The 21594-nt window shown below is 68.9% G+C and carries 22 protein-coding genes; 10 read left to right on the forward strand and 12 right to left on the reverse strand.

Annotated features, from left to right (window positions below; genetic code table 11):
* Positions 1 to 65: 65 nt before the first annotated feature.
* Both mnmA and ACWDMM_RS11540 read right to left on the reverse strand, forming a co-directional pair.
* A complete protein-coding gene (mnmA, locus tag ACWDMM_RS11535; RefSeq protein WP_195078600.1) occupies positions 66 to 1181 on the reverse strand; it encodes a tRNA 2-thiouridine(34) synthase MnmA in 1116 nt (371 codons plus the stop codon).
* The gene (locus tag ACWDMM_RS11540; RefSeq protein WP_195078599.1) at positions 1181 to 2410 is read right to left on the reverse strand and encodes a cysteine desulfurase family protein; all 1230 of its coding nucleotides are present in this window, start codon (positions 2408 to 2410) and stop codon (positions 1181 to 1183) included. The genes mnmA and ACWDMM_RS11540 overlap by 1 nt, the downstream gene beginning before the upstream one ends.
* Positions 2411 to 2673: 263 nt before the next feature.
* On the opposite strand from ACWDMM_RS11540, the gene ACWDMM_RS11545 reads away from it, so the two are divergent.
* Complete coding sequence (locus tag ACWDMM_RS11545; protein ID WP_195078598.1) at positions 2674 to 2982, forward strand: hypothetical protein; 309 nt, start codon at positions 2674 to 2676, stop codon at positions 2980 to 2982.
* A 187-nt stretch (positions 2983 to 3169) separates the two neighbouring features.
* On the opposite strand, the gene ACWDMM_RS11550 is transcribed toward ACWDMM_RS11545, so the two are convergent.
* The 3 genes from ACWDMM_RS11550 to ACWDMM_RS11560 all read right to left on the reverse strand — a co-directional run bounded on the left by ACWDMM_RS11550 (position 3170) and on the right by ACWDMM_RS11560 (position 6574).
* Positions 3170 to 4195: a lysophospholipid acyltransferase family protein gene (locus ACWDMM_RS11550; protein ID WP_323124189.1), complete on the reverse strand. Its 1026-nt coding sequence runs from the start codon at positions 4193 to 4195 to the stop codon at positions 3170 to 3172.
* The gene (locus ACWDMM_RS11555) at positions 4192 to 5019 is read right to left on the reverse strand and encodes a GNAT family N-acetyltransferase (RefSeq protein ID WP_357112374.1); all 828 of its coding nucleotides are present in this window, start codon (positions 5017 to 5019) and stop codon (positions 4192 to 4194) included. Before ACWDMM_RS11555 ends, ACWDMM_RS11550 begins: the two co-directional genes overlap by 4 nt.
* 262 nt (positions 5020 to 5281) lie before the next feature.
* Positions 5282 to 6574 (reverse strand): NAD(P)/FAD-dependent oxidoreductase, encoded by a 1293-nt coding sequence (locus ACWDMM_RS11560; protein ID WP_357112371.1) that lies wholly within the window; start codon positions 6572 to 6574, stop codon positions 5282 to 5284.
* 112 nt (positions 6575 to 6686) lie between these two features.
* Here ACWDMM_RS11560 and ACWDMM_RS11565 point away from each other — a divergent pair, with 112 nt between their 5' ends.
* Entirely contained in the window at positions 6687 to 7544 is an 858-nt protein-coding gene (locus tag ACWDMM_RS11565) for a LysR family transcriptional regulator (protein ID WP_195078595.1), read from the forward strand.
* 35 nt (positions 7545 to 7579) lie between these two features.
* On the opposite strand, the gene ACWDMM_RS11570 is transcribed toward ACWDMM_RS11565, so the two are convergent.
* Both ACWDMM_RS11570 and ACWDMM_RS11575 read right to left on the reverse strand, forming a co-directional pair.
* Positions 7580 to 7846, reverse strand: coding sequence for a hypothetical protein (locus ACWDMM_RS11570; protein ID WP_195078594.1), 267 nt, complete (start codon positions 7844 to 7846; stop codon positions 7580 to 7582).
* Between the two features lie 6 nt (positions 7847 to 7852).
* Positions 7853 to 8428, reverse strand: a complete 576-nt coding sequence (locus ACWDMM_RS11575; RefSeq protein ID WP_357112368.1) for a hypothetical protein — start codon at positions 8426 to 8428, stop codon at positions 7853 to 7855.
* A 360-nt stretch (positions 8429 to 8788) separates the two neighbouring features.
* Here ACWDMM_RS11575 and ACWDMM_RS11580 point away from each other — a divergent pair, with 360 nt between their 5' ends.
* Both ACWDMM_RS11580 and ACWDMM_RS11585 read left to right on the forward strand, forming a co-directional pair.
* Positions 8789 to 9682: a helix-turn-helix domain-containing protein gene (locus ACWDMM_RS11580; RefSeq protein ID WP_195078592.1), complete on the forward strand. Its 894-nt coding sequence runs from the start codon at positions 8789 to 8791 to the stop codon at positions 9680 to 9682.
* Positions 9679 to 9885: a DUF397 domain-containing protein gene (locus ACWDMM_RS11585; RefSeq protein WP_195078591.1), complete on the forward strand. Its 207-nt coding sequence runs from the start codon at positions 9679 to 9681 to the stop codon at positions 9883 to 9885. Before ACWDMM_RS11580 ends, ACWDMM_RS11585 begins: the two co-directional genes overlap by 4 nt.
* Before the next feature lie 211 nt (positions 9886 to 10096).
* Here the strand turns inward: ACWDMM_RS11585 and ACWDMM_RS11590 are convergent, their stop codons facing one another.
* The 3 genes from ACWDMM_RS11590 to ACWDMM_RS11600 form a co-directional block, all read right to left on the reverse strand.
* A complete protein-coding gene (locus ACWDMM_RS11590; protein WP_195078590.1) occupies positions 10097 to 11152 on the reverse strand; it encodes a cobalamin-independent methionine synthase II family protein in 1056 nt (351 codons plus the stop codon).
* A 351-nt stretch (positions 11153 to 11503) separates the two neighbouring features.
* The gene (locus ACWDMM_RS11595; protein ID WP_195078589.1) at positions 11504 to 12460 is read right to left on the reverse strand and encodes an electron transfer flavoprotein subunit alpha/FixB family protein; all 957 of its coding nucleotides are present in this window, start codon (positions 12458 to 12460) and stop codon (positions 11504 to 11506) included.
* 35 nt (positions 12461 to 12495) lie between these two features.
* Complete coding sequence (locus ACWDMM_RS11600) at positions 12496 to 13281, reverse strand: electron transfer flavoprotein subunit beta/FixA family protein (protein ID WP_195078588.1); 786 nt, start codon at positions 13279 to 13281, stop codon at positions 12496 to 12498.
* Positions 13282 to 13543: 262 nt separating this feature from the next.
* Here ACWDMM_RS11600 and ACWDMM_RS11605 point away from each other — a divergent pair, with 262 nt between their 5' ends.
* From ACWDMM_RS11605 to ACWDMM_RS11620, 4 genes are all read left to right on the forward strand, one after another.
* On the forward strand, positions 13544 to 14353 hold the full coding sequence (locus ACWDMM_RS11605; protein WP_195078587.1) for a class I SAM-dependent methyltransferase: 810 nt from the start codon (positions 13544 to 13546) through the stop codon (positions 14351 to 14353).
* A complete protein-coding gene (locus ACWDMM_RS11610; RefSeq protein ID WP_449937211.1) occupies positions 14350 to 16005 on the forward strand; it encodes a 1,4-alpha-glucan branching protein domain-containing protein in 1656 nt (551 codons plus the stop codon). Before ACWDMM_RS11605 ends, ACWDMM_RS11610 begins: the two co-directional genes overlap by 4 nt.
* Positions 16002 to 17255 carry a glycosyltransferase family 4 protein gene (locus ACWDMM_RS11615; RefSeq protein WP_195078586.1) on the forward strand — a complete coding sequence of 418 codons (1254 nt, stop codon included), beginning with the start codon at positions 16002 to 16004 and terminating at the stop codon, positions 17253 to 17255. Before ACWDMM_RS11610 ends, ACWDMM_RS11615 begins: the two co-directional genes overlap by 4 nt.
* A 148-nt stretch (positions 17256 to 17403) precedes the next feature.
* Entirely contained in the window at positions 17404 to 17832 is a 429-nt protein-coding gene (locus tag ACWDMM_RS11620) for an SRPBCC family protein (protein ID WP_195078585.1), read from the forward strand.
* On the opposite strand, the gene ACWDMM_RS11625 is transcribed toward ACWDMM_RS11620, so the two are convergent.
* Both ACWDMM_RS11625 and ACWDMM_RS11630 read right to left on the reverse strand, forming a co-directional pair.
* Positions 17829 to 18374, reverse strand: a complete 546-nt coding sequence (locus ACWDMM_RS11625; RefSeq protein WP_357112355.1) for a DUF1697 domain-containing protein — start codon at positions 18372 to 18374, stop codon at positions 17829 to 17831. The two genes, ACWDMM_RS11620 and ACWDMM_RS11625, sit on opposite strands and share 4 nt — an antisense overlap.
* Positions 18375 to 18422: 48 nt before the next feature.
* Complete coding sequence (locus ACWDMM_RS11630; RefSeq protein WP_039795317.1) at positions 18423 to 19172, reverse strand: acyltransferase; 750 nt, start codon at positions 19170 to 19172, stop codon at positions 18423 to 18425.
* Between the two features lie 233 nt (positions 19173 to 19405).
* On the opposite strand from ACWDMM_RS11630, the gene ACWDMM_RS11635 reads away from it, so the two are divergent.
* Both ACWDMM_RS11635 and ACWDMM_RS11640 read left to right on the forward strand, forming a co-directional pair.
* Positions 19406 to 20701 carry an outer membrane protein assembly factor BamB family protein gene (locus ACWDMM_RS11635; protein ID WP_357112352.1) on the forward strand — a complete coding sequence of 432 codons (1296 nt, stop codon included), beginning with the start codon at positions 19406 to 19408 and terminating at the stop codon, positions 20699 to 20701.
* Positions 20702 to 20979: 278 nt separating this feature from the next.
* On the forward strand, positions 20980 to 21579 hold the full coding sequence (locus tag ACWDMM_RS11640) for a DUF3558 family protein (protein WP_195078582.1): 600 nt from the start codon (positions 20980 to 20982) through the stop codon (positions 21577 to 21579).
* Positions 21580 to 21594: the final 15 nt, after the last annotated feature.

Raw genomic sequence — 21594 nt, forward strand, 5'->3', positions numbered from 1 at the left:
CTTTCGGTCTGCACACCGCAGTCGGGCTGCGCGGGAAACGGACGAGCCGCACCGCGCGGAGCGGATCACCGCGCCGCCTCGGCCCCCGCTTCGCTCGTGACGGACTCCCGCGCGGTGCCGGAGATGGTGCCGCTGCCGATCACCTCGTCACCCTCGGGATCCGGACGATAGAGCACCACGGCCTGACCACGCGCGACGCCCGTCAGCGGCTCACGCAGCCGCACGGTGAGCCCGTCCCCCATCGCCTCGGCGACCGCGGGCGCGGTGCCGCCGTGCGCGCGCACCTGCGCCACGCAGTCGATCGGGCCCGCCGGCGCGGAGCCGGAGGTCCAGATCGCGCGCTCCGCCTCGACCGTCCAGACCCGCAGGTCCTCGGCCGAACCGACGCGAACCGTGCCGGACTCGGGATCGATGCCGGTGACGTAGCGCGGCTTGCCGTCGGCGGCGGGACCCGGCAGCCCGAGCCCCTTGCGTTGACCGATGGTGAACCCGTGCACGCCCTCGTGCCGCGCGAGTTCCCGCCCGTCGGAGTCGACCACCGCACCGGGGCGGATGCCGATCTTCGCGCCGAGGAAGGCGCGGGTGTCGCCGGAGGGGATGAAGCAGATGTCGTGACTGTCCGGCTTGTTCGCGACGGCGAGGCCGCGCTCGGCGGCCTCGGCGCGGATCTGCGGCTTGGGGGTGTCGCCGACCGGGAACATCGCACGGGAGAGTTGCTGCGCGGTCAGCACCGCCAGCACGTAGGACTGGTCCTTGTCGGCGTCGACGGCACGGCGCAGCACACCATCCTCCAGACGCGCGTAGTGGCCGGTGACCACGGCGTCGAAGCCGAGCGCCACGGCGCGATCGGCCAGCGCGGAGAACTTGATCTTCTCGTTGCAGCGCAGGCACGGATTCGGCGTCTCACCCGCCGCGTAGGCCGCGACGAAGTCGTCGATGACGTCTTCCTTGAAGCGGTCGGCGAAATCCCAGACATAGAAGGGGATGCCGAGCACGTCGGCGGCGCGCCGAGCGTCACCGGCGTCCTCCTTCGAGCAGCAACCGCGCGATCCGGTGCGCAACGTGCCCGGCGTGGCCGACAGCGCCAGATGCACGCCGACCACCTCGTGACCGGCGTCGACGGCACGCGCCGCCGCCACGGCCGAATCCACACCACCGCTCATCGCGGCGAGTACCCGCATCAGACACCTCCTTTCGCACCGGCCAAGCCCGCGGCCTTGGCCCGCTCAACCACCTGTGGCAAGACTGCCAGGACCGCATCGACGTCGGCGCGCGTCGAAGTGTGCCCCAGCGAGAAGCGCAGCGATCCGCGCGCCTGCCACGGCTCGACGCCCATGGCGATCAGCACGTGACTCGGCGTGGCGACGCCCGCGGTGCACGCCGAACCCGTCGAGCATTCGATTCCCGCCGCGTCCAGCAGCATCAGCAGCGAATCTCCTTCGCAGCCGGGAAAGGTGACGTGCACGTTGCCGGGCAGTCGCCCGTCGCCGACGGGACCGTTGAGCAGTGCGTCGGGCGCGGTCGCGCGGATGCCGTCGATCAGCGCGTCGCGCAAAGCCACCAGCTCGGCGGTCCTGGCATGGCGTTCGATCGAGGTCTGGCGCAGCGCGGCGGCGAGCCCGATCGCGGCCGCCGTGTCCGAGGTGCCCGACCGCAGGTCGCGCTCGTGCCCGCCGCCGTGCAGCAGGGGCACGCACGGCACCTGCCTGCCGAGCAGCAGCACCCCGATACCGTGCGGCCCGCCGACCTTGTGCCCGGCGAAGCTGGCCGCGGAAAGGCCGCTCGCGCCGAAATCGATGGGCAGCTGCGCCGCCGCCTGCACCGCGTCGCTGTGCATCGGCACGCCGAATTCCGCGGCGACGGAGGCCAGCTCGCCGATCGGCTGGATCGTGCCGACCTCGTTGTTCGCCCACATGACGGTGACCAGCGCGACGTCGTCGGGATGGGCGGAAAGCGCCGCGCGCAGCGCCGCGGGCGCGACCACGCCGTCGGCGTCCACCGGCAGCCAGGTGACCTGCGCGCCCTCGTGCCGCTCCAGCCACTCCACCGCGTCGATCACCGCGTGATGCTCGACGGAGCTGGCGATGATCCGGCTGCGGCGCGGATCGGCGTCGCGGCGCGCCCAGAAGATGCCCTTCACCGCCAGGTTGTCGCTCTCGGTGCCGCCTGAGGTGAAGATGACCTCCGACGGCCGGGCGCCCAGGTCCGCCGCGATCGACTCGCGCGCTTCCTCCAGCAGCCGCCGGGCGGCGCGCCCCGAGCCGTGCAGCGACGACGCGTTGCCCGTGCTGCGCAGGGCAGCCGTCATCGCCTCGATGGCCGCGGGCAGCATCGGTGTGGTGGCCGCGTGATCGAGGTAGACCGTCTGGGGCGCAGCACCGTTGACCGGACCCGAAAAAGCCGACTTCATGACCAGTTAAGGATAGCCGTCACGCTCAGCCGGTTATTCCCCCCTGCTCGCCCGCCCGCGCGGGGTCCGTTCCGCGGCGCCGCGCCCGGCCGAAGGCCCTCCGACCGGGGAGATCTCAGGGTATTCACCTATTGAATGCGCCGCTGAATAGCGGTACGTTGTTCAGCGTGTTGGTCGCTGGTCCGCTTCGTTCGCGGCGCGGACTCCGGGGCGGGAACCCGGAGCGGTCGACCCACGGACGAATCGATAGTGAGGAAGTTCCGATGAACCCACGCACCCATGGACGTACGCGACGTGCGCTGGCACGCGCCGCCGCCGCGTCCGTTCTCGCCCTGATGCCGGTCGCCGCCGTCGCGGTGCCCGCGCTCGCCGACCCCATCGTGCTCGAGCCCGCCGACCAGCTCGACGCGACCCACGGGCGCCACGGCCACGACGACTGGAATCGCGGCAGGCACAACGACTGGAACCGCGGCCGCCACGACGACTGGTTCCGCGGCCGCGACCGCCACGACGACTGGGACCACGGCAGGTGGGACCACAGGTGGCGTCCGCCGACGGGAAGCGGCTTCTGAGTTCTTCCTTATGTTCCGGGGCGAGCCGACATCGGCTAGCCCCGGACTCATGTGCAGCACCACGCGTTCAACGCGAGTGCTCAACGGCCGGCGGCCCCACCGCGGAACGTCCGTGAGTGGCACATGGCTGTGGCAAATCCCGAGTTGACCTCTCGGTGGTGTGCCACTCGCGGAGCCTGTGCTCGATTCACCGCGCGGCCGCAGTGCTCCGGCGACCGCGCAGAACCGGGCGGCGGCGCGGGCGGCGCACCTCCGGGGCGTCGGTCGCGAGCGACGGATCCTGCACCCGTGTGTGCCCGGCCTCGATCCACTCCGTGCCGTCAAGCGCGTCGTGCGCGGCGCCGCGGACGGCGGCTTCGCAGCGGCGGGCCAGTTCGCGCCGGTCGGCGCCGGGCTCCAGCACCGGCTCCAGCACCACTTCGGCGACCATTCCGCGCGAACGAAGTACGCGCCGGGCGGAGGAGGCGAAGGTGTCGACGCCGACGAAGGCGGGCACCGTGCACGGCACGCCGTGCCGGTCCAGGTACCGCAACCGCACCGGCTGCACGGGGGTGCGGGTGTCCACCGCCGCCTGGAACAACGCGGGTCGTATGGTGCCGTAGGCACGGCCACACCAGGTGGTGCCCTCGGGGAAGACGCCGATCCGTTCACCGGCGGCCAACCGCGCTCCGATCGCGGCCACCACGCCGGGCAGCCCGCGCAGGCTCTCGCGCTCGATCGGGATGACCCGCATCAACTTGGCGAGGTTGCCGATCAGCGGCCAGTCCACCATGTCGGCGCGGGCCACGAAGCCGAGCGGCTGCACCGAAGCCAGCGCGACGATGTCGGTCCAGCTGATGTGCCCGGCGACGACCAGCACACCCCGGTCCGCGGCGCCGAAGCCGGCGGGTGCGAGCGCGGTATCGCCCTCATCGACGACACCGCGCTCGCCTGCCGCCACCCGGTGGTCGACCACGCGCAACCGCAGGCCGAGGCAACCTAGCAGTAAGCGCGCGTAGCCGCGTTGCAACGGCGCACGCTTGCCGCGCGGGGTAACCGTGTGCGCGATCGGATAGCTGAGCAGCAGTCCGGCGATTCCGGCCAGCCGGGCGGCCACCCGTGCGGGGCCGACCTCATCGATCGCATCGATGCACCCGGGACCGCAGGGGCTCGACGGCATCCATGCGTGCGCAGCGGACGTGGCGGGCGGCGCGTCGAAGACCACGGTCCTCACCGTCCCCCGTCGAACGACGCGGCGGCGTCTTGTAGTCGCTCGAGGTAGCGGGTGTTGATGGTGTTCAGCCCCAACAGCGCGACGAAGTCGGCCACCGCGAAAGCGGGATCGTGGGCTGGCTCGCCGCAGATCTCCGCGCCCAGCCGCAGGTAGCCGCGCACCAGCGGGGGCAGCTTCGGCCGCCCCGGCGGCGTCAGTTCGTCCAGCGTCTTCCCGTCGACGATCACCGGGTTGTACGGGTGCACCCGGCGCTCCGGGTCGGAGGCGTGCCTGCCCAGCAGCATGTCGCGCACACCGCGCACGTTCACGCCCGGCGGATCGGCCGGGGTGTCGCGCATCGGCACCGACACGCAGCCCATCACCCACTCGTAGCCGGTGAGCTGGATGTAGTGCAGGATCCCCGCCCACATGAGGGTGAGCACCGAGCCGTTGCGGTGGTCGGGAACCACGCACGCGCGGCCCATCTCGACGATCCGCATGCCTTCCGGATCGAGTTGGGTGAGGTCGAATTCCGTCGCGGTGTAGTACCCGCCCGCCGCGGCGACCTTGTCCGGCGGCAGCATCCGGTAGCAGCCGACGAACTCGCCGCCGGCGTCGTCGCGCACCAGCATGTGGTCGCAGTGCTCGTCGAAACGGTCGGCGTCCAAACCGGTTCCGTCGTCCGGGATCTGAAAGCCCGGCTCGTTGGCGAACACGTTGTAGCGCAGGCGTTGCGCGGCGATACGGTGGTCGAGGTCGGAGGAGACCACCAGCGAGTAGCGCGACCGTCCCTCACCGGAGTCCGTCGGTCGAGCCGGGGCCGTCAGCACGGACGAAATAGTCATATCCACGATGAAGCCAGTCCGACAATGCGTCCCAGCAACCTCGAAGTGTCGCCGCGATGCCGGTTGGGTGAACGAGACGGCTGTCACACCGAGCGTTCACCGAACGGTTCCTCCGCGTTCGCCCCTCCGCATGGAAACCGCTTCCGACATGCGGTTTACCGCCCGAATCGCGCTCGAGGCCGATGGGGTGCGACAGTCGCGCGCCCCGTGAATCGCGCCGCCTTCGATCGTGCGCGGCGCGATTCTCAGGTGCGGGAACCTATTACGCGGCGCGACTGTCCGCGGCGAGTACCTTCGGCGCGGTCGTGTCCTCTTCGGCGAATCCGGGACGCCCGGTGAAGATGAACGCGACCAGCCAGGACGCGACCGCGGCGAAGCGGTTGCGGAAGCCGACCAGGTAGAACAGGTGCACCGCGAGCCACATGAACCAGGCGATCACGCCGCGGAAGGTGATGCGGTCGTTCAGCTTCGTCACGGCGCTGAACCGGCTGATCACCGCCATGCTGCCCTTGTCCCAGTAGGTGAAGGGCGTGCCCGGCTGCTTCTTGCGGCGGATGATGTCGGCGGCGTGCCTGCCCTCCTGCATGGCCACCGGCGACTGGCCGGGGTAGCCGTTGAGCGAGGTCATGTCGCCGATGGCGTAGATGTCGGCGTAGCCGCCGACCGTGAGGTCCGGGTTGATCAGCAGCCGGCCCGCGCGGTCGGTCGCCACGCCCGTGGCCTCGGCCAGGATCTTCGCGAACCCGCCCGCCTGCACGCCCGCCGACCAGACCACGGTCTCCGCCGCGATGGCGTGTTCGACGCCGTCGGCGCTCTTGACGGTGACCTTGCCGTGCTCGATGTCGGTGACGAAGGTGCCGAGAAGCACCTCCACGCCGCTGCTGGTCAGCGACTTCTTCGCGTACTCCGACAGCCCGCCGCCGAACGGAGGGAGCACCTCGCCGGCGCCCTCGACGAGCGTGACCGAGACCTCCTGGTGGAAGTGCCGCTTCGCCAGCTCCTTCAGCTGACCGGCCACCTCGACGCCGGTCGCGCCCGCGCCGACCACGACGAAGCTCAGCAGCCTGCGCCTGGTCTGCTCGTCGGCCTGCGCGGCTTCGGCGAAGACACGCGCGATCTGCGCGCGCAGCCGGCGCGCGTCATCGATGGTCTTGAGGGAATAGGTCTTCTCCGCGAAGTCGTCGCGGCCGAAGTAGGACTGGCTCGCGCCGGTGGCCGCGATCAGCGAGCCGTAGCGGATGCGGTGGGACACGCCCTCGTGTTCGTAGGTGACGATGGCGCGGTCGGGATCGATGCCGACCACGGTGCCGAGGCGCACGTCGGCCTCGCGATGGCGGCGCAGGATGCCCGCGATCGGCGGCGCGATCTCCTCCGATGTGAGCACACCGGTCGCTACCTGGTACAACAGCGGTTGGAACAGATGCTCGGGCGTGCTGGAGATCAGCACATAGTCCACCCCCGACTTGGCCAGTTGCTTGGCGGCGGCGAGCCCGCCGAACCCCGATCCGACAATGACGACACCCGCGGTTTCGATTCCCGCGTCCACGTACTGCATGACAGCCTCCTTCTCTCATTACGAACCGCGATCCGGAGGGCGGATATTTCAGGTGTGTGGGCGCATAATTAAGATGACTCTTATCTCGATTCGTAATTAATCAGGAGGCGCCGTGGAACTTCGGCAGCTCACCTACTTCGTCGCGGTCTGCGAGGAGCTCAGCTTCAGCGGCGCCGCGGCGCGCTGCTTCATCTCCCAGTCGGCGATCAGCCACCAGATCTCCCGGCTCGAACGCGACCTCGGTGTGCAACTGTTCGAGCGCTCGACCCGCTCGGTCGTGCCCACCGACGCCACCGCACGGCTACTTCCCCTCGCGAAACAAATGCTGAGCCTGGAGTCGGCGATCCGAGCCGCCGTACGGACGGTCGGACCGCGCATCCGCCTGGCCGCGAACATGTCCTTCGCCACCCGCTCGCTGTCCGCGATCGCGGGTGCCCGCGCCGCGCATTCGGAGGCGGAGATCGAGTTCGTGATCAAACCCTTCCGCCAGCGCATCACCGCCGTGGCGGACGGCGACTGTGATCTCGCGCTCATCCGCGGCAGCGTCGACCAGCCCGGCCTCGTGGTCGAGCAGCTGTGGGTGGAGGATCTGGTGATCGCCACCTCCAGTGCGCATCCGCTGGCGACGAAGGACGCGGTGACGCTGGCGGATCTGGCCTCCTACCCCCTGCTACTGCCGCCGGAGCAGGAACAGGTCCTCCTGCACACCGTGATTCGCAACGCCTTCGCCGAACTCCCCACCGGACCCACGTTCGGGCCGCCCATCCCACCGGACCACACCGCGACGATGGAACTGATCAACCGCCCGGACGCGTGGACCGTGCTCTACGCCGAAAGCACCACGGAAGGACTCGTCGTCCTGCGATTGGCCGAGAACAAGCTGCGGATTCCGGTGTCGGCGGTGCTGCGCGCCGACGCCAAACGCTCACCCATCCTGGACACTCTGCTCACCGCGCTGCACCGCTGTTGAGCGGGACACGACCTGTTACCCGGCCACCCACGCGCTCACATCCGGCCGTCGACACAGGCGGTGGAAGGTCGATGGCCGGGCAGGAGCTGTGACCAGAAGTCGTGGCGAACCGCGTCCCATAGTCCGGTCAATTCCGGCAGCAGTTCGCGGGCTTGCGCGAGGTCGGGGTAAGAACCGGGGTGATACGAGGCGATCGGCGTCATGTCGGACGCGTCCCGCACGACCAAGATCGCGATGCGGTGGCCTTCCGGTCGCCAGGTAGCCCGAAAGCCCTCGGCTTCGGTGTGATGGATGTCGCGCATTCCACATCAGTCCCGCTCGCTGCGCGCGACTTCGGGCGGACGGGATACCGGCGTTCGGGAATCCGCGACGGAGGCGGCGAGCGCGTCCAGCACATTCAGCAGTGTTTCCAGGCTGGGGCCAGCCGAGAAGGACAGTGGATCGGCGGGTTCGAACGCCAGACCACGAGCCGCGGCGCGTTCGCGTGGGCTCGAAACCGGCGGAACGAGCTTGCCCGCCCGCACCAGGCAGCTGAGCGCCGACGCCTTCCGTGGACAGGTGGCGGCACGACATCCTCTGTGCTGCTGCATGATTCGATGCGACTCGCCGATGGTGAGCGGGTGGTCGGGGTGGGTATGGCCAGGGCCGATCGCACCGGACTGAGCGCGCGCCCAAGTTACCGCAGGGCACACCGTTTCGAGGTCGCATGTCTCGCAGACCCGCGCGGGGGTGTTGTCCACGGTGGTCAGGTCGTGGACGACGAGGGCGGCAGCGTGCACGCCGACCGCGACGGCCAGCGCGTATCCGACCGGATCGACTTCCCCTTCCGGCGGCCGGACGGTGTAGAGGTAGTGGTAGCCCAATCGTTCGGCGTGGCAGCGCATTTCGAGCGCGTGCCGTGGGGCGTGCGGTCCGGATATCTCGGTTCGTAACAGTCCTATGGCATTCGGTGGCTGCCTCCTATGCGTGGCGAGCCGGCCGGTTGTCCCGATCTTTTGGGCGTGCATCATCGCTCCCGGATCATGTTGACAGCGTGCTTGTTTGGATTCGCTTCCCTGAGGCGCAACCCCTTGCGCGGGTTTCCGCCTCGAACGCCGGAAACCAGCACACCACCCGTGACCAGCGAATACGCTCGAAAACGAGCACCCACTCCTGATCGGCTCAATTACCCAGGGCGGTGCTCGGTTCTCGAGCTGACCGAGATCGGTTTGCAATCCCGCACGACTCACTTCTAGGAGACCTGCGTGACCAACCTCGATGAAGAAGGCCCCTCATCGACCCTGCCGCGTCGCCAACTCGGACGCTTCCTGCGCGACCGCCGCGAAGCGACGGGCTTCACCATCGCCGAGGCCGCCGAACTCGTCGATCTGTCCCGGGCGGTACTCCAGCGCATGGAGACCGGACAGATTCAGAAAGTCCGTAAGCAGGACGTCCAGGCGCTATGCGAGCTGTACGCCGTGGAGGCCCCGGATACCGAAGCGGCGGTGGACCTTGCGGTGCAAGCTAGAACGAAGAGCTGGTACCACGCGTATGGCGGTCTGTACAGCGGGGCTTTCAACATGTACGTCGGGCTGGAAGCGGCCGCGCGGCGACTGACGATGTACCACGAGCACATCCCTGGCCTCCTGCAAACCGCAGACTATGCGCGAGCAGTGATCGGGGCATATCCGGAATTCAGTCGCGAAGACATCGAGCGGCGTGTGGAGCACCGGCTGAGGCGGCAGAACATCGTCACCCGTAAGACCAAGCCGATCACTTTGGAAGTCCTGCTGCACGAATCGGCACTCCACCGCATGGTCGGCGGGCCGAAAACCATGTCGGCCCAACACCGTCACTTGGCCGAAGCCTCGAAGCTGCCGAACGTCACACTGCGTATACATCCCTTCAGCGCTGGACTGACCTGGGGGATGCCGCACAGCCTGTTCATCATCATGGAGTTCGCCTCGAATGCCAAAGGCGTGCCGGTCGAACCGCCGATCGTCTACTTGGAGGGAGGGCCTGCGCAGGATGTATATCTGGAGAAAGCCGGGGAAATTCGGCTCTATAGTGAACTCGCCTCGGCCATCCGGGACAAGTGCCTGGGTGAAGTGGAATCGCGAGACCTGCTCCGGCGGGTGGCAAGGAGTTACGAGCGGTGAACGGTGACCTATCCGGGGCGAACTGGTTCAAGAGCAGCCACAGCGAGAGCGGTTCGCAGTGCGTCGAAGTGGCATGGCTCCACGGCGGCATGATCGGCGTCAGGGACAGCAAGAACCCGACCGGCCCGGCGTTGGTGTTCGCACCAGGCGAGTGGGACGCCTTCACCACAGGCATGCAGAGCGGCGAATTCGGCCCCGCCTGAACCCTACTCGCACGCCGACGGAAACCATCGGCCCCGCACCGCTCATCACACGGGCGGAGCGGGGCCGCTCCACATGCGTCTATCGAATTCCACTAGGGCTCGATGATCCTGCTGCGCATCTGCGCTGAGCCATCGGGTAACCGCAGTCCGACTTCTCGCCGGACGACACCGGCCCGGTCCACCCGGGGCTGGTCGTCCGAGTCGCTACAGGTCAGATGCGCAATTCCGTCGACGCCAGCGCCGTGCCCTCGATGCGCGCGCGGATCTTGGCGAACGCGGTCTCTCGCGAGGTGGAGGTGTCGTCGGCGAACGGTGAGAAGCCGCAGTCGTCGCAGGTGCCCAAACGGTCGACGGGCAGGAAGCGCGCGGCGAGCAGTACCCGGTCGCGAACCTGTTCGGGTGTCTCGACCTGCGGGTCGATCGGGTCGGTGACGCCGATGAACACCCGCGCCTCGGCGGGCAGGTGTTCCGCGACTACGGCGAGAACCTTCTCCGGGTCCGGTTCGCTGGCGAGCTGGAGGTAGAACGCGCCGACCCGCAGTTGCAGCAACTTCGGCAGCAATTGGACATAGTCCACGTCCAGACTGTGCGTGGAGTCCTGGTCGCCGCCGGGACAGGTGTGCACGCCGATCCTGGCTCGATCCTCGTCCGAGAACCGCTCGAGCACCGTGTTGTTCAGTTCGATGAACTGGTCGAGCACACCGCCGCTGGGATCCAGCTTGAGCGACAGCCGCCCCTCGGTGAAATCGAGCTGAACCAGGTGCGCGCCCGCGTCCAGGCAGCCACGGATGTCGGCCTCGGCCGCGTCCGCGAGATCGGCGAGGAACTGCTCGCGCGGATAACCCTCGATCCCGTCGGCCGGATACAGCAGGCTCAGCGCCGACGGCGCGATGACGGCCTGCTTCACCGGAACGGTGGCGTGCTGCTGCGCGGCGCGCAGATAGTCCGCCGCGTGGGCGGCATAGCGGAACGGGCCCGAGGTCAGCCGTGGCAGCTGTCTCTGATGCCCGTCGGCGAACGGGATGACCGCCCCGTCCGGGGCCAGATTGTCCAGCCCCGCGATCGGATAGGTGGCGAAACTCGGCTTGGACTGCTCGCCGTCGGTAACAACGGGAGAGCCGAGTTCCTCCAAGCGGCGGATCGTCTCGGCGACCGCGCGCTGCTGGAGTTCGGCGAGCGCGGCTGCGTCGCCGGCTTCGTCGGCCATGGCGGCCAACAGGTCGTGAGGTCGAGGGATGCTACCGATCGGTTCCGTTGGGATGCTCACCGGCCGAGTGTACGTCCGCTACCTGCACCTTCGACGCGAAATCGCCTGCGCCGTAATTTCATTCGCCTCGGTCACGAATTCCGCGCGAGTGGCCTCGAGAGTTTGCACGAATTTCGCGCCGAAAGTTTCCGACCAGTCACAACAAACCGAGCGCTCGAAGATCAGCGCCTCTACGTCCCAGTCGACCGAAACGGTACGAACCGACCATCACCTCGGCGGAGTCGCTCGCACCCGCGTCGGTTCGCCAGTTCCCTGGCCGAGACGCACTGGGATCACGTGTTCGGCGGTGAAAAACGAAAAAGTGACCCCGACCGTCTCGGTCGGGGCCACTTTTCGATCGCTGCGAGCGTGTCAGCCCTTGTGCGCCTTGACCGCTTCGGTCAGCTGCGGCGCGACGTTGAACAGGTCGCCCACGATGCCGTAGTCGGCGATCTCGAAGATCGGCGCCTCTTCGTCCTTGTTGACCGCGACGATGGTCTTCGAGGTCTGCATGCCCGCGCGGTGCTGGATCGCGCCGGAGATGCCGAGGGCGATGTACAACTGCGGGGAGACCGTCTTACCGGTCTGGCCGACCTGGAACTGGCCCGGGTAGTAGCCCGAGTCGACGGCGGCGCGGGAGGCGCCGACGGCCGCGCCGAGCGAGTCGGCCAGGGCCTCGACCACCGAGAAGTTGTCGGCGGAGCCGACGCCACGGCCACCGGAGACCACGATGCTCGCCTCGGTGAGTTCCGGACGGTCACCGGCCACGACCGGCTCGCGCGAGGTCACCTTGACCACGCCCTCTTCCTGGGCGGGCACCTCGACGGTCACCTTCTCGCCGGCGCCGGCCTGCGCGGAGGCCTCGACGGCGCCAGGGCGGACCGAGATCACCGGGACATCGCCGGTGACCTTGGCGTCGACGGTGAACGCGCCACCGAAGATGGAGTGCACCCCGGTGCCGTCCGGCTTCACCTCGATGACGTCCACCAGCAGGCCGGAGCCGATGCGGGCGGCCAGGCGACCCGACACCTCCTTGCCCTCGGCGGAGGCGGCGACGATGACGGCGGCGGGCGAGACCGACTCGGTCAGCGCGGCCAGCACGTCGACCTTCGGGGTCACCAAGTAGTTCTCCACATCGTCGGACTCGGCGATGTAGATCTTCTCGGCGCCAGCGGCGGCCAGCGCGTCGGCCAGCTTCTCGCCGGTGCCCGCGGTGCCGAGCACGACGGCGGCGGGCTCGCCAAGGGCGCGAGCGGCGGTGAGCAGTTCGGTGCTGACCTTCTTGATCGCACCCTCGGCGTGCTCGACGAGCACGAGTACTTCAGCCATGTGTGTTCTCTCCTAGGAAGTCTGCGCTACCGAGATCAGATGATCTTCTGGCCGATCAGGTACTGGGCGATCTTGGTGCCGCCGTCGCCCTCGTCGGCGATCTTCTCGCCCGCGGTGCGCGGAGGCTTCGGCGTGGCCGCGGTGACGGTGGAGCCCGCGTTGGCGACGCCGACGGTCGAGGGGTCGACGCCCAGGTCGGCCAGCGTGAAGGTCTGCACTTCCTTCTTCTTCGCGGCCATGATGCCCTTGAAGGACGGGAAGCGCGGCTCGTTGATCTTCTCGGTGACGCTGACGATGGCGGGCAGCGACGCCTCCAGCTTGAACACGCCTTCGTCGGTCTCGCGCTCGCCGGTGATCTTGTCCCCGTCGACGGTCAGCTTGCGCAGGTGGGTCAGCTGCGGCAGGCCGAGGTACTCGGCGATGATCGCGGGCACCGCGCCCGCGCGCCCGTCGGTGGCCTCGTTGCCCGCGATGACCAGCTCGACACCCTCGACCTGGCCGAGCGCGCTCGCCAGCACCCACGCCGTCTGCACGGCGTCGGAGCCGTGGATGGCCGGGTCGTTGATGTGGATGGCCTTGTCGGCGCCCATGGACAGCGCCTTGCGGATGGCCTCGGTGGCGCGGTCGGGACCGGCGGCCAGCACGGTGACCTCACCGCCCTGGGCCTCCTTGATCAGCAGCGCCTCTTCGACGGCGCGCTCGTTGATCTCGTCGAGGACGGCGTCGGCGGCCTCGCGATCGAGCGTGAAGTCACCATCGGTGAGCTTGCGCTCCGACCAGGTGTCGGGAACCTGCTTGATGAGTACGACGATGTTCGGCATCGGTCTTCGTCGACCTCCTGTTCTGGTTACACGTATGTGGTGGTCGCACGAACTGCGCCGTACGCCCCGGTGGGTGGCTCAGGCCGTGACATTACCCTACGTTAAGTTACCCGTGGGTAACTTAGTGGCTTCTCTCTCACAATTGGTTACCACGCACTACAGTGCGCGGTTTCGGCGACCCCTTTCCCGGCGAGCGAAGCCGCGCTCCGGGGCGGCCGGGTGGGGTATGCCCCGCGGATGCCGTGCCAGTAACGTCGGAGTGATGAGCGAGGCTGTGATCCCTGCCGCAGTGGGCGACCCGACCGGCATTACCGAGACGACCGTCGGCTCCGTCGAACCCCTGCCGCTGACCGGTGAGCGCACCGTTCCTGGCATCGCCGAGGAGAACTACTGGTTCCGCAGGCACGAGATCGCCTACGCCCGCCTGCTGGACCGCTGCGCCGGAAAGACCGTGCTCGAGGCCGGTTCCGGCGAGGGCTACGGCGCCGACATGATCGCCGACGTGGCCACCAAGGTGATCGGCGTGGACTACGACACCGGCGCCGTCGAGCACGTGCGCTCGCGCTACCCCCGCGTCGAGATGATCCAGGGCAACCTCGCCGAGTTGCCGCTGGAGGACGCCTCGGTCGACGTCGTGGTGAATTTCCAAGTGATCGAGCACCTTTGGGACCAGTCCCAGTTCCTGCGCGAGTGCCTGCGGGTGCTGCGTCCCGGCGGTGAGCTGCTGATCAGCACACCCAACCGGATCACCTTCTCCCCCGGTCGCGACACTCCGCTCAACCCGTTCCACACCAGGGAACTCAACGCGGCCGAGCTGACCGAACTGCTGGTCGAGGCCGGGTTCGAGGTCTCGCAAATGATCGGCGTGCACCACGGACCGGGTCTGAAAGCGTTGGACGCCAAGCACGGCGGGTCGTTCATCGACGCGCAGATCGAACGCGCGCTGGCGGGGGAACCCTGGCCCGCGGAACTGACCGCCGACGTCGCGAGCGTCACGGTGGACGATTTCGAACTGCTCGCCGCCGACATCGACGCGAGCCTGGATCTGATCGCCATCGCGGTGAAGCCTTGAGCGAACGCAGTACCCACGCAGCGAGCCCCGTGCCGGGCCAGTTCACCCTGGTCCTGCACTCGCACCTGCCCTGGCTGGCCCATCACGGGCGCTGGCCGGTCGGCGAGGAATGGCTCTACCAGTCCTGGGCCGCGTCCTATCTACCCGTGGTCGAGGTGCTGCGCGCCCTCGCCGCCGAAGGCCGTTCGCATCTGCTCAGCCTCGGCATCACACCGGTGCTCGCGGCGCAGCTGGACGACCCGCACTGCCTGGCGGGCATGCACCACTGGCTGGGCAACTGGCAGCTGCGCGCCGACGAAGCCGCCATGGCGGGCAACGTCGCGCTGGGCAGGCACGAACACCGTCTGGCCGCCGCCGCCTCGGCCGAATTCGAGCAGCACTGGCGGCACGGGGCCGCGCCGGTCTGGCGGGCGCTCATCGACGCGGAGGCCATCGAACTGCTCGGCGGCCCGCTGGCCCACCCGTTCCAGCCGCTGCTGGACTCGCGGCTGCGGCAGTTCCAGCTCACCGAGGGCCTGGCCGACGCACGGCACCGCTGGGGCCACACGCCCACCGGCATCTGGGCGCCGGAATGCGGATACACCCCCGGCATGGAGGTCGGCTACGCCGCCGCGGGTGTGACGCATTTCATGGTCGACGGACCCGCGCTGCGCGGCGATACGACGCTCGGCCGCCCGGTTCACGACTCCGACGTGGTGGCGTTCGGACGTGATCTGCAGGTGAGCTATCGCGTGTGGTCGCCGAAATCCGGCTATCCCGGCCACGGCGCCTACCGTGACTTTCATCACTACGACCACGCCACGGGTCTGAAACCCGCGCGGGTCACCGGTAAGACCGTCGCGGGTCCGGACAAGGCTCCCTACGATCCGGAACTGGCCGCCGCGGCCGTCGTCAGGGACGTGGACGACTTCGTCCGGACGGTGCGCGAGCGGTTGATCTCCGAGTCCGAGCGGATCGGCAGGCCCGCCCTGGTCGTCGCCGCGTTCGACACCGAACTGTTCGGCCACTGGTGGCACGAGGGCCCGCAATGGCTGGCGCAGGTGCTGCGCGCGCTGCCGGAGGCGGGCGTCACCGTGGGCACCCTCTCCGACGCCAGAGCGCGCGGCTACCTGGGCGAACCGGTCCCGCTGGCCGACTCGTCGTGGGGTTCGGGCAAGGACTGGCGGGTGTGGGCGGGCGAGCAGGTGCGCGACCTCGTCGAACTCAACGACGACATCGTGCGGCTGACCCTGGACACCGTCGACAAGATGCGCGCCGCGCAGGGCGGCGCGCCGGGACTTCGCGATCACGTCGCCGATCAGCTGCTGCGCGAGGCGATCCTGACCGTCTCCAGCGACTGGGCGTTCATGGTCAGCAAGGATTCCGCCGCGGGGTACGCGCGCGACCGCGCGCACCGCCACGCCCACGCGGTCCGGGAAATCGCCGCGGCCGTCGGGGCGGGCCAACTCGCGAAAGCACGGCAGTTGGCGGCAGGATGGGGGGAAGCTGACGGACTCTTCCCCGGCGTGGACGCGCGACGACTCACCTCCGCGGGGTCCGTACCCAGCGCCACCGGGGCAGTTTCCGCCGCCGCCCCAGGCCATGGCCCCGCCACCGCGGGCCACGGACCGGTTCCGGCGGACCCGGGCTCGGCCGCAGAAGGACTTGCATGAAGATTTTGATGGTGTCGTGGGAGTACCCACCGGTCGTGGTCGGCGGGCTCGGCAGGCACGTGCATCACCTCGCCGTCGAACTGGCCGCGGCGGGTCACGAGGTGGTCGTGCTGTCCCGGCGGCCCTCCGGCACCGACGCCTCGACCCATCCCACCCACTCCTACATCGCCGAGGGCGTGCTGGTGGTCGCGGTCGCCGAGGACCCGCCGGTCTTCGACTTCGGCGAGGACATGCTCGCCTGGACGCTGGCCATGGGGCACGCCATGGTGCGCGCGGGCGTCGCGCTCGGCAAGCCGGGCATCGGTGACGGCTGGACCCCCGACGTGGTGCACGCGCACGACTGGCTGGTCGCCCACCCCGGCATCGCCCTGGCCGAGTACTACGACGTGCCGCTGGTATCGACCATCCACGCCACCGAGGCCGGGCGGCACAGCGGCTGGGTCGCGGGCAAGGTCAACAAGCAGGTGCACTCGGTGGAGTGGTGGCTCGCCAACGAATCCGACGCGCTGATCACCTGTTCGGCGTCCATGCAGGACGAAGTCGAGCGGCTCTACGGTCCGGAGCGGATCCCGATGACGGTGATCCGCAACGGCATCGACGTGGGCTCGTGGACCTTCCGCCCGCGCGCGCCGCGCAGCGGTCCGCCGCGACTGCTGTACGTGGGCAGGCTGGAGTACGAGAAGGGCGTGCAGGACGCGATCGCCGCGCTGCCGCGCATCCGCCGCGCCCACCCCGGAACCACCCTGACCGTCGCGGGCGTCGGCACCCAGTTCGAGTGGTTGCGCGAGCGCGCCCGGGTGCATCGCGTCGCGCGCGCGGTGAACTTCGCCGGTCAGCTCGACCACGCCGAACTGCTCGGTTGGCTGCACGGCGCCGACGCGATCGTGCTGCCGAGCCGGTACGAACCGTTCGGCATCGTCGCGCTGGAGGCGGCCGCGGCGGGCACTCCGCTGATCACCTCCACGGCGGGCGGCCTCGGTGAGGCGGTGATCGACGGCGTCACCGGCGCCTCGTTCGCGCCGGCGGACATCGACGGCCTGGTCGAGGCGGTCCGCGCCACCCTCGACGATCCCGCCGCCGCGCAGCAGCGCGCCTACGCCGCCAGGGAACGGCTCACCGCCGATTTCTCCTGGGACGTGGTGGCCGCGGAGACGGCGCAGGTGTACCAGTCGGCCAAACGGCGCGTGCGCAACCCGCTGGGCCGCCCGTCCATCGTGGAACGCCCGCTGCCGGAACGCGATCCGAAGTAGCCGCCTACTGCGCCGGGGACAGGGATGAGGACCTGTCTCTCGTCGCCAGGGGTGGCGGAGAGGGCCGGTCTGGAATACTCGATGGTCTGTCAGGGCTCATCGAGCCTGGCGCCGAGAGCTTTTCGCGAAAGACGAGGTTAGACGGACAGTGCGTGAGATCACCACATCCATCGATATCAACGCCACTCCCGAGCAGGTGTGGGCGGTGCTCAGCGATCTGCCGACCTATGGGCAGTGGAATCCGTTCATCCAGCAAGCGGCCGGTGAGCTGCGTACGGGTGCGAAGCTGACGTTGCGGATGGTGCCGAAGCAGGGGCGGGCGATGACGTTCAAGCCGAGGGTGCTGGCCGCGGAGCCGGGGCGGGAGCTGCGGTGGATCGGGCGACTGCTGATGCCCGGCATCTTCGACGGCGAGCATCGATTCGTGCTCACTGCGATCGATGGCGGAACACAGTTGGTGCAGAGCGAGAAGTTCTCCGGGGCGCTCGTCGCGTTCACCGGCGCGATGATCGAAAACACTCGCGACAATTTCGTCGCCCTCAACGAGGCGTTGAAGAAACGCGTCGAAGGCGCCTAGGCCGCCAGTTTCTTGACGATGCGCTCGATGGTGAGCCAGGTGCGGGTGGTGATGTCCTTGCCGTACGTCTTCTCCAGCCAGGACATGAAGTCCGGCGTCTTGCCCGGCTGACTGTTGTCGATGATCGCGAGGATGGCGCGCGCCGCCGCGTCGTAGCCGACGACCTTGGTGAGCGGGTCGGGCCGCTCGGGCAGGGTTGCCGGAGGCTCGGCCGTGTCCTTGAGGAACGTGGCGATCAAGTATGTGCCGCGGCCGTGGGTCAGGCCGTGGAACGGGTCGGTGTCCAGCAGCGCGCGCAGTTCGTCATGGCTGCGGATGATGGTGCCGCCGCCGATGCCCAAGTCACGGATCAGCGCCTCCTGGATGCGCTCCTCGAGCGCGGGCACGTCGGTCTCCGGGCTGCGGAACACGATGTTCCCGCTGGTCAGCACCGAACCGACGCCCTCGAACCCGAGCGATTCGAACACCCCGCGCAACTTCGCGTTGCTCATGTTCGGATTGCTCGGCATGATCCCGCGCAACAGGGCGGCGTAGGCAGTCATGGCGCCGAACCTACTCGCCCGCACCGACGAATTCGCGCGCCCGCCGCGCTAGGCGGTCTGCGTGGCCCCGTTCTTCTTGCGCGCGATGTCCTCCAACGCGGCAAGGTATTCGGCGCGCTGCTCCGCGCCCGCCTCCCAGGCCGCCTTGCGGTTCTTGACCACCTTGGCCGGTGCACCCACGGCGATGCTGTAATCCGGGATCTCGCCCTTGACCACGGCATGCGCGCCGAGCACGCAGCCGCGGCCGACGCGGGTATCGCGCAGCACGGTCACCTTGGCCGCGATCCAGGTGTCGGGGCCGATGCGCACCGGGCTCTTCACGATGCCCTGATCCTTGATCGGGACGTTGATGTCGTCCATCTTGTGGTCGAAGTCGCAGATGTAGCACCAGTCGGCGACCAGGGTCGATTCGCCGATCTCGATATCGAGGTAGGTGTTGACCACGTTGTCCTTGCCGAACACCACCTTGTCGCCGATGCGCAGCGAGCCCTCGTGGCAGCGGATGGCGTTGCCGTCGCCGATGTGCACCCAGCGGCCGATCTCCATGCGGCTCAGCTCCGGGGTGGCGTGGATCTCCACGCGGCGGCCGAGGAAGACCATGCCGCGCAGCACGATGTGCGGGTTGGCCAGGCGGAACTTGAACAGCCGGTAGTAACGCACCAGATACCAGGGCGTGTACGCCCGGTTCGCGAGCACCCAGCGCAGCGACGCCAGCGTCAGAAAACGCGCCTGCTGCGGATCCCGGCGGCGCGATCCCCGCCAGCGCGAGCGCAACGGTGCGCCCCACATGCTCGTCACGAACGGTTCTCCTGTCGTGGTCCTACCGGCCGTCGACCGCCTCGGCGGCGACGGATAGAGCCTATCGCCCGTGGCGAGCGTCGCGACGAGCACCCGCTACGACAACGCCGGGACTCGTTCACCCGCGCAAAGGGCTCCCGTACAGTGACTCCTGCGCCGGAAAGGGCGCGGATGCGAGCCAAACGACGACAGGAGTACGGCAGGTGCGAAGCGGCGGCGTACTGGCTACTTCCATGTGGCGACCGTCCCGGAAACGCGCCGTGGTCGTGCTTGCCGCGGTCGGCGCGCTGACGCTGGCCGGTTGCGGCACCGATTACGACGACATCACCGTCGGCACCGGCAAGGGCTGGACCGCCGCCTACCACGACGGACGCAACAGCGGCACCACTCCGGTCACCGGATCGCGCAAGATCGGGCTGAGCTGGCAGCGGCCGGTCGGCGGGCCGATCGCCCAGCCGGTCACGCTGGGGCCGGACAGTCAACTGTTCGTCACCACGCGCCTGCCGAACTGCTCGATCTTCTCCTTCCAGATGGCCACGGGCCGCAAACGGTTCTGCAACGCCCTTGGCCCGAGCGCCATCTCCGCGCCGTCCGCGGTGGACGGGATGACCAACGTCTACGTCGGCGACGACAGCAGGGTGATCTCCTTCAACTACCTCGGGCAGCCGCGGTGGGCGACGCCGGTGGCCGGTACGCCGGTGTCGGTGCAGTTCACCGGGGACGGCAAACTGCTGACGATCAGCCAGTCCGGTCAGGTCGACGTGCTGTCCAGGCAGACCGGCGATCGGGCCGTTCCCACCGTGCAGTTGCTCGGCGAACCCGATTTCCTCGCGCACGCCGGCCTCGGTTGGCCGGACGCGGGCCAGGGATTGGACGACTGCGCTACCGGAGGGCCGCACTGCCCCGTCGCGAACATCTCCCCGATCGACGCCGGCGGCCGTTTCTACGTGACGTTGTGGCAGCCGGGGCGGCCTGCCGCGGCCCTGGTCGCGCTGCGCTACACCGGCGCCAAGGTCGCCCGGGAGTGGAGCGCCGAACTGCTGCTCGGCGGCAGCGCGACCAGCCCGGCGCTGTCCGCCGACGGCGCCACCGTCTACGTCGGCGACAACAACAACCGCCTGATCGCCATCGACACCGCCGACGGGCGGACCAAGTGGGTCCACCGGCTGGATTGGACACCGCGCGGCGGCATCTCGGTGTCCGACGACGGCCTGGTCGTCCCGTCGGGCGAGGAGGGCTACCTGCTCGCGCTGCGGGACAACGGCGACACCGCCGAAACGGCGTGGGAGCGCAAGGATCTGGCGCTGCGCGGCCCGGCCGCGCAGACGGCGGGCGAGACCGGTTACGTCACCGCGGCGATCGGTGACGGGCTGAACCTCGTCACCTTCGACACGCGTACCGGAGCCACCATCGATTCCGACGTCCTGCCGGGCGCGAAGGGCACCACCACCGGAACATCGGTCGGCGCGAAAGGCGAGGTCGTGGTCGCCACCCGTATCGGCGAGATCTTCGCGTTCGAGCCGGAGTAGACCCGGCCCGCGCGGACACCGGTCCCGGGGACCCGCCGAGTACGGGCTCGCAGTGCAGCGACACGCATCGGCGGACCCGTTCGAGGTAGCGCGCGCTCACCGCACCAACGAAAGACAACAGCGCGCGGCAACGGCGTACCCTCCGGCAGCTTCCCGCGAGCAAGCATGACCGGTCGGCCGGGGCAGCGCGAACGCGGGTGAATCGACGCTGGAACGCGGATTGTCGGTGCGGCCGGGTAGAGTCGCCTCGATCTTGTCATTGTGGTCGAGGGGGAATCATGTGGGGGAACAGTGTCTTCGCGCGGCTCGGTGAAGCGACGGCTGCCGTGATCGTCCTGCTGACGTCTGTCGTCGCCTGCGCGGCAACGGTCGACGGACATCCAATCGGAGCATCGCAAAGCCCCTCCGCGGCAACCACATCGGCGAAGGCTCCCGCCGAGCCGTTCACCGAACACGCCGTCGACGACGAATGCGTTCTCAGCGGTGCGGAGATCAGCGCGCTCGCCGGTGTGAGCCTGCGCGACGGACAGGACACCAACACCAAGCGCAATGACGGTACCTACGGGCGAAGCTGCACCTACTACCTCACGGCCGGTGGCATCTTGTCCTTCACCGCGTCGATCAAAGTGATGCGGCCGCGCCAGGGACCGGTCACCGATGCGACCATTGCGCGGCTGAGGGAACCGAACACGCGCGAACTCCCCGGGATCGGGCGAGCGGTGCTGCTCGAAGCGAAGACCGACTACCCGCGGGCATGGATTCTCACCGACCGGTTCGTCGTCACCGTCTTCCTGGTCGGCGGCAATCTACCCGCGCCGCCGTCGGATCAACGGTGGGCCGACGCCGCACGGCTGGTCATCGCCAGACTTCCCGTATAGCGGCCCACCCGGATG

This window comes from Nocardia sp. NPDC003726 (assembly GCF_053586955.1).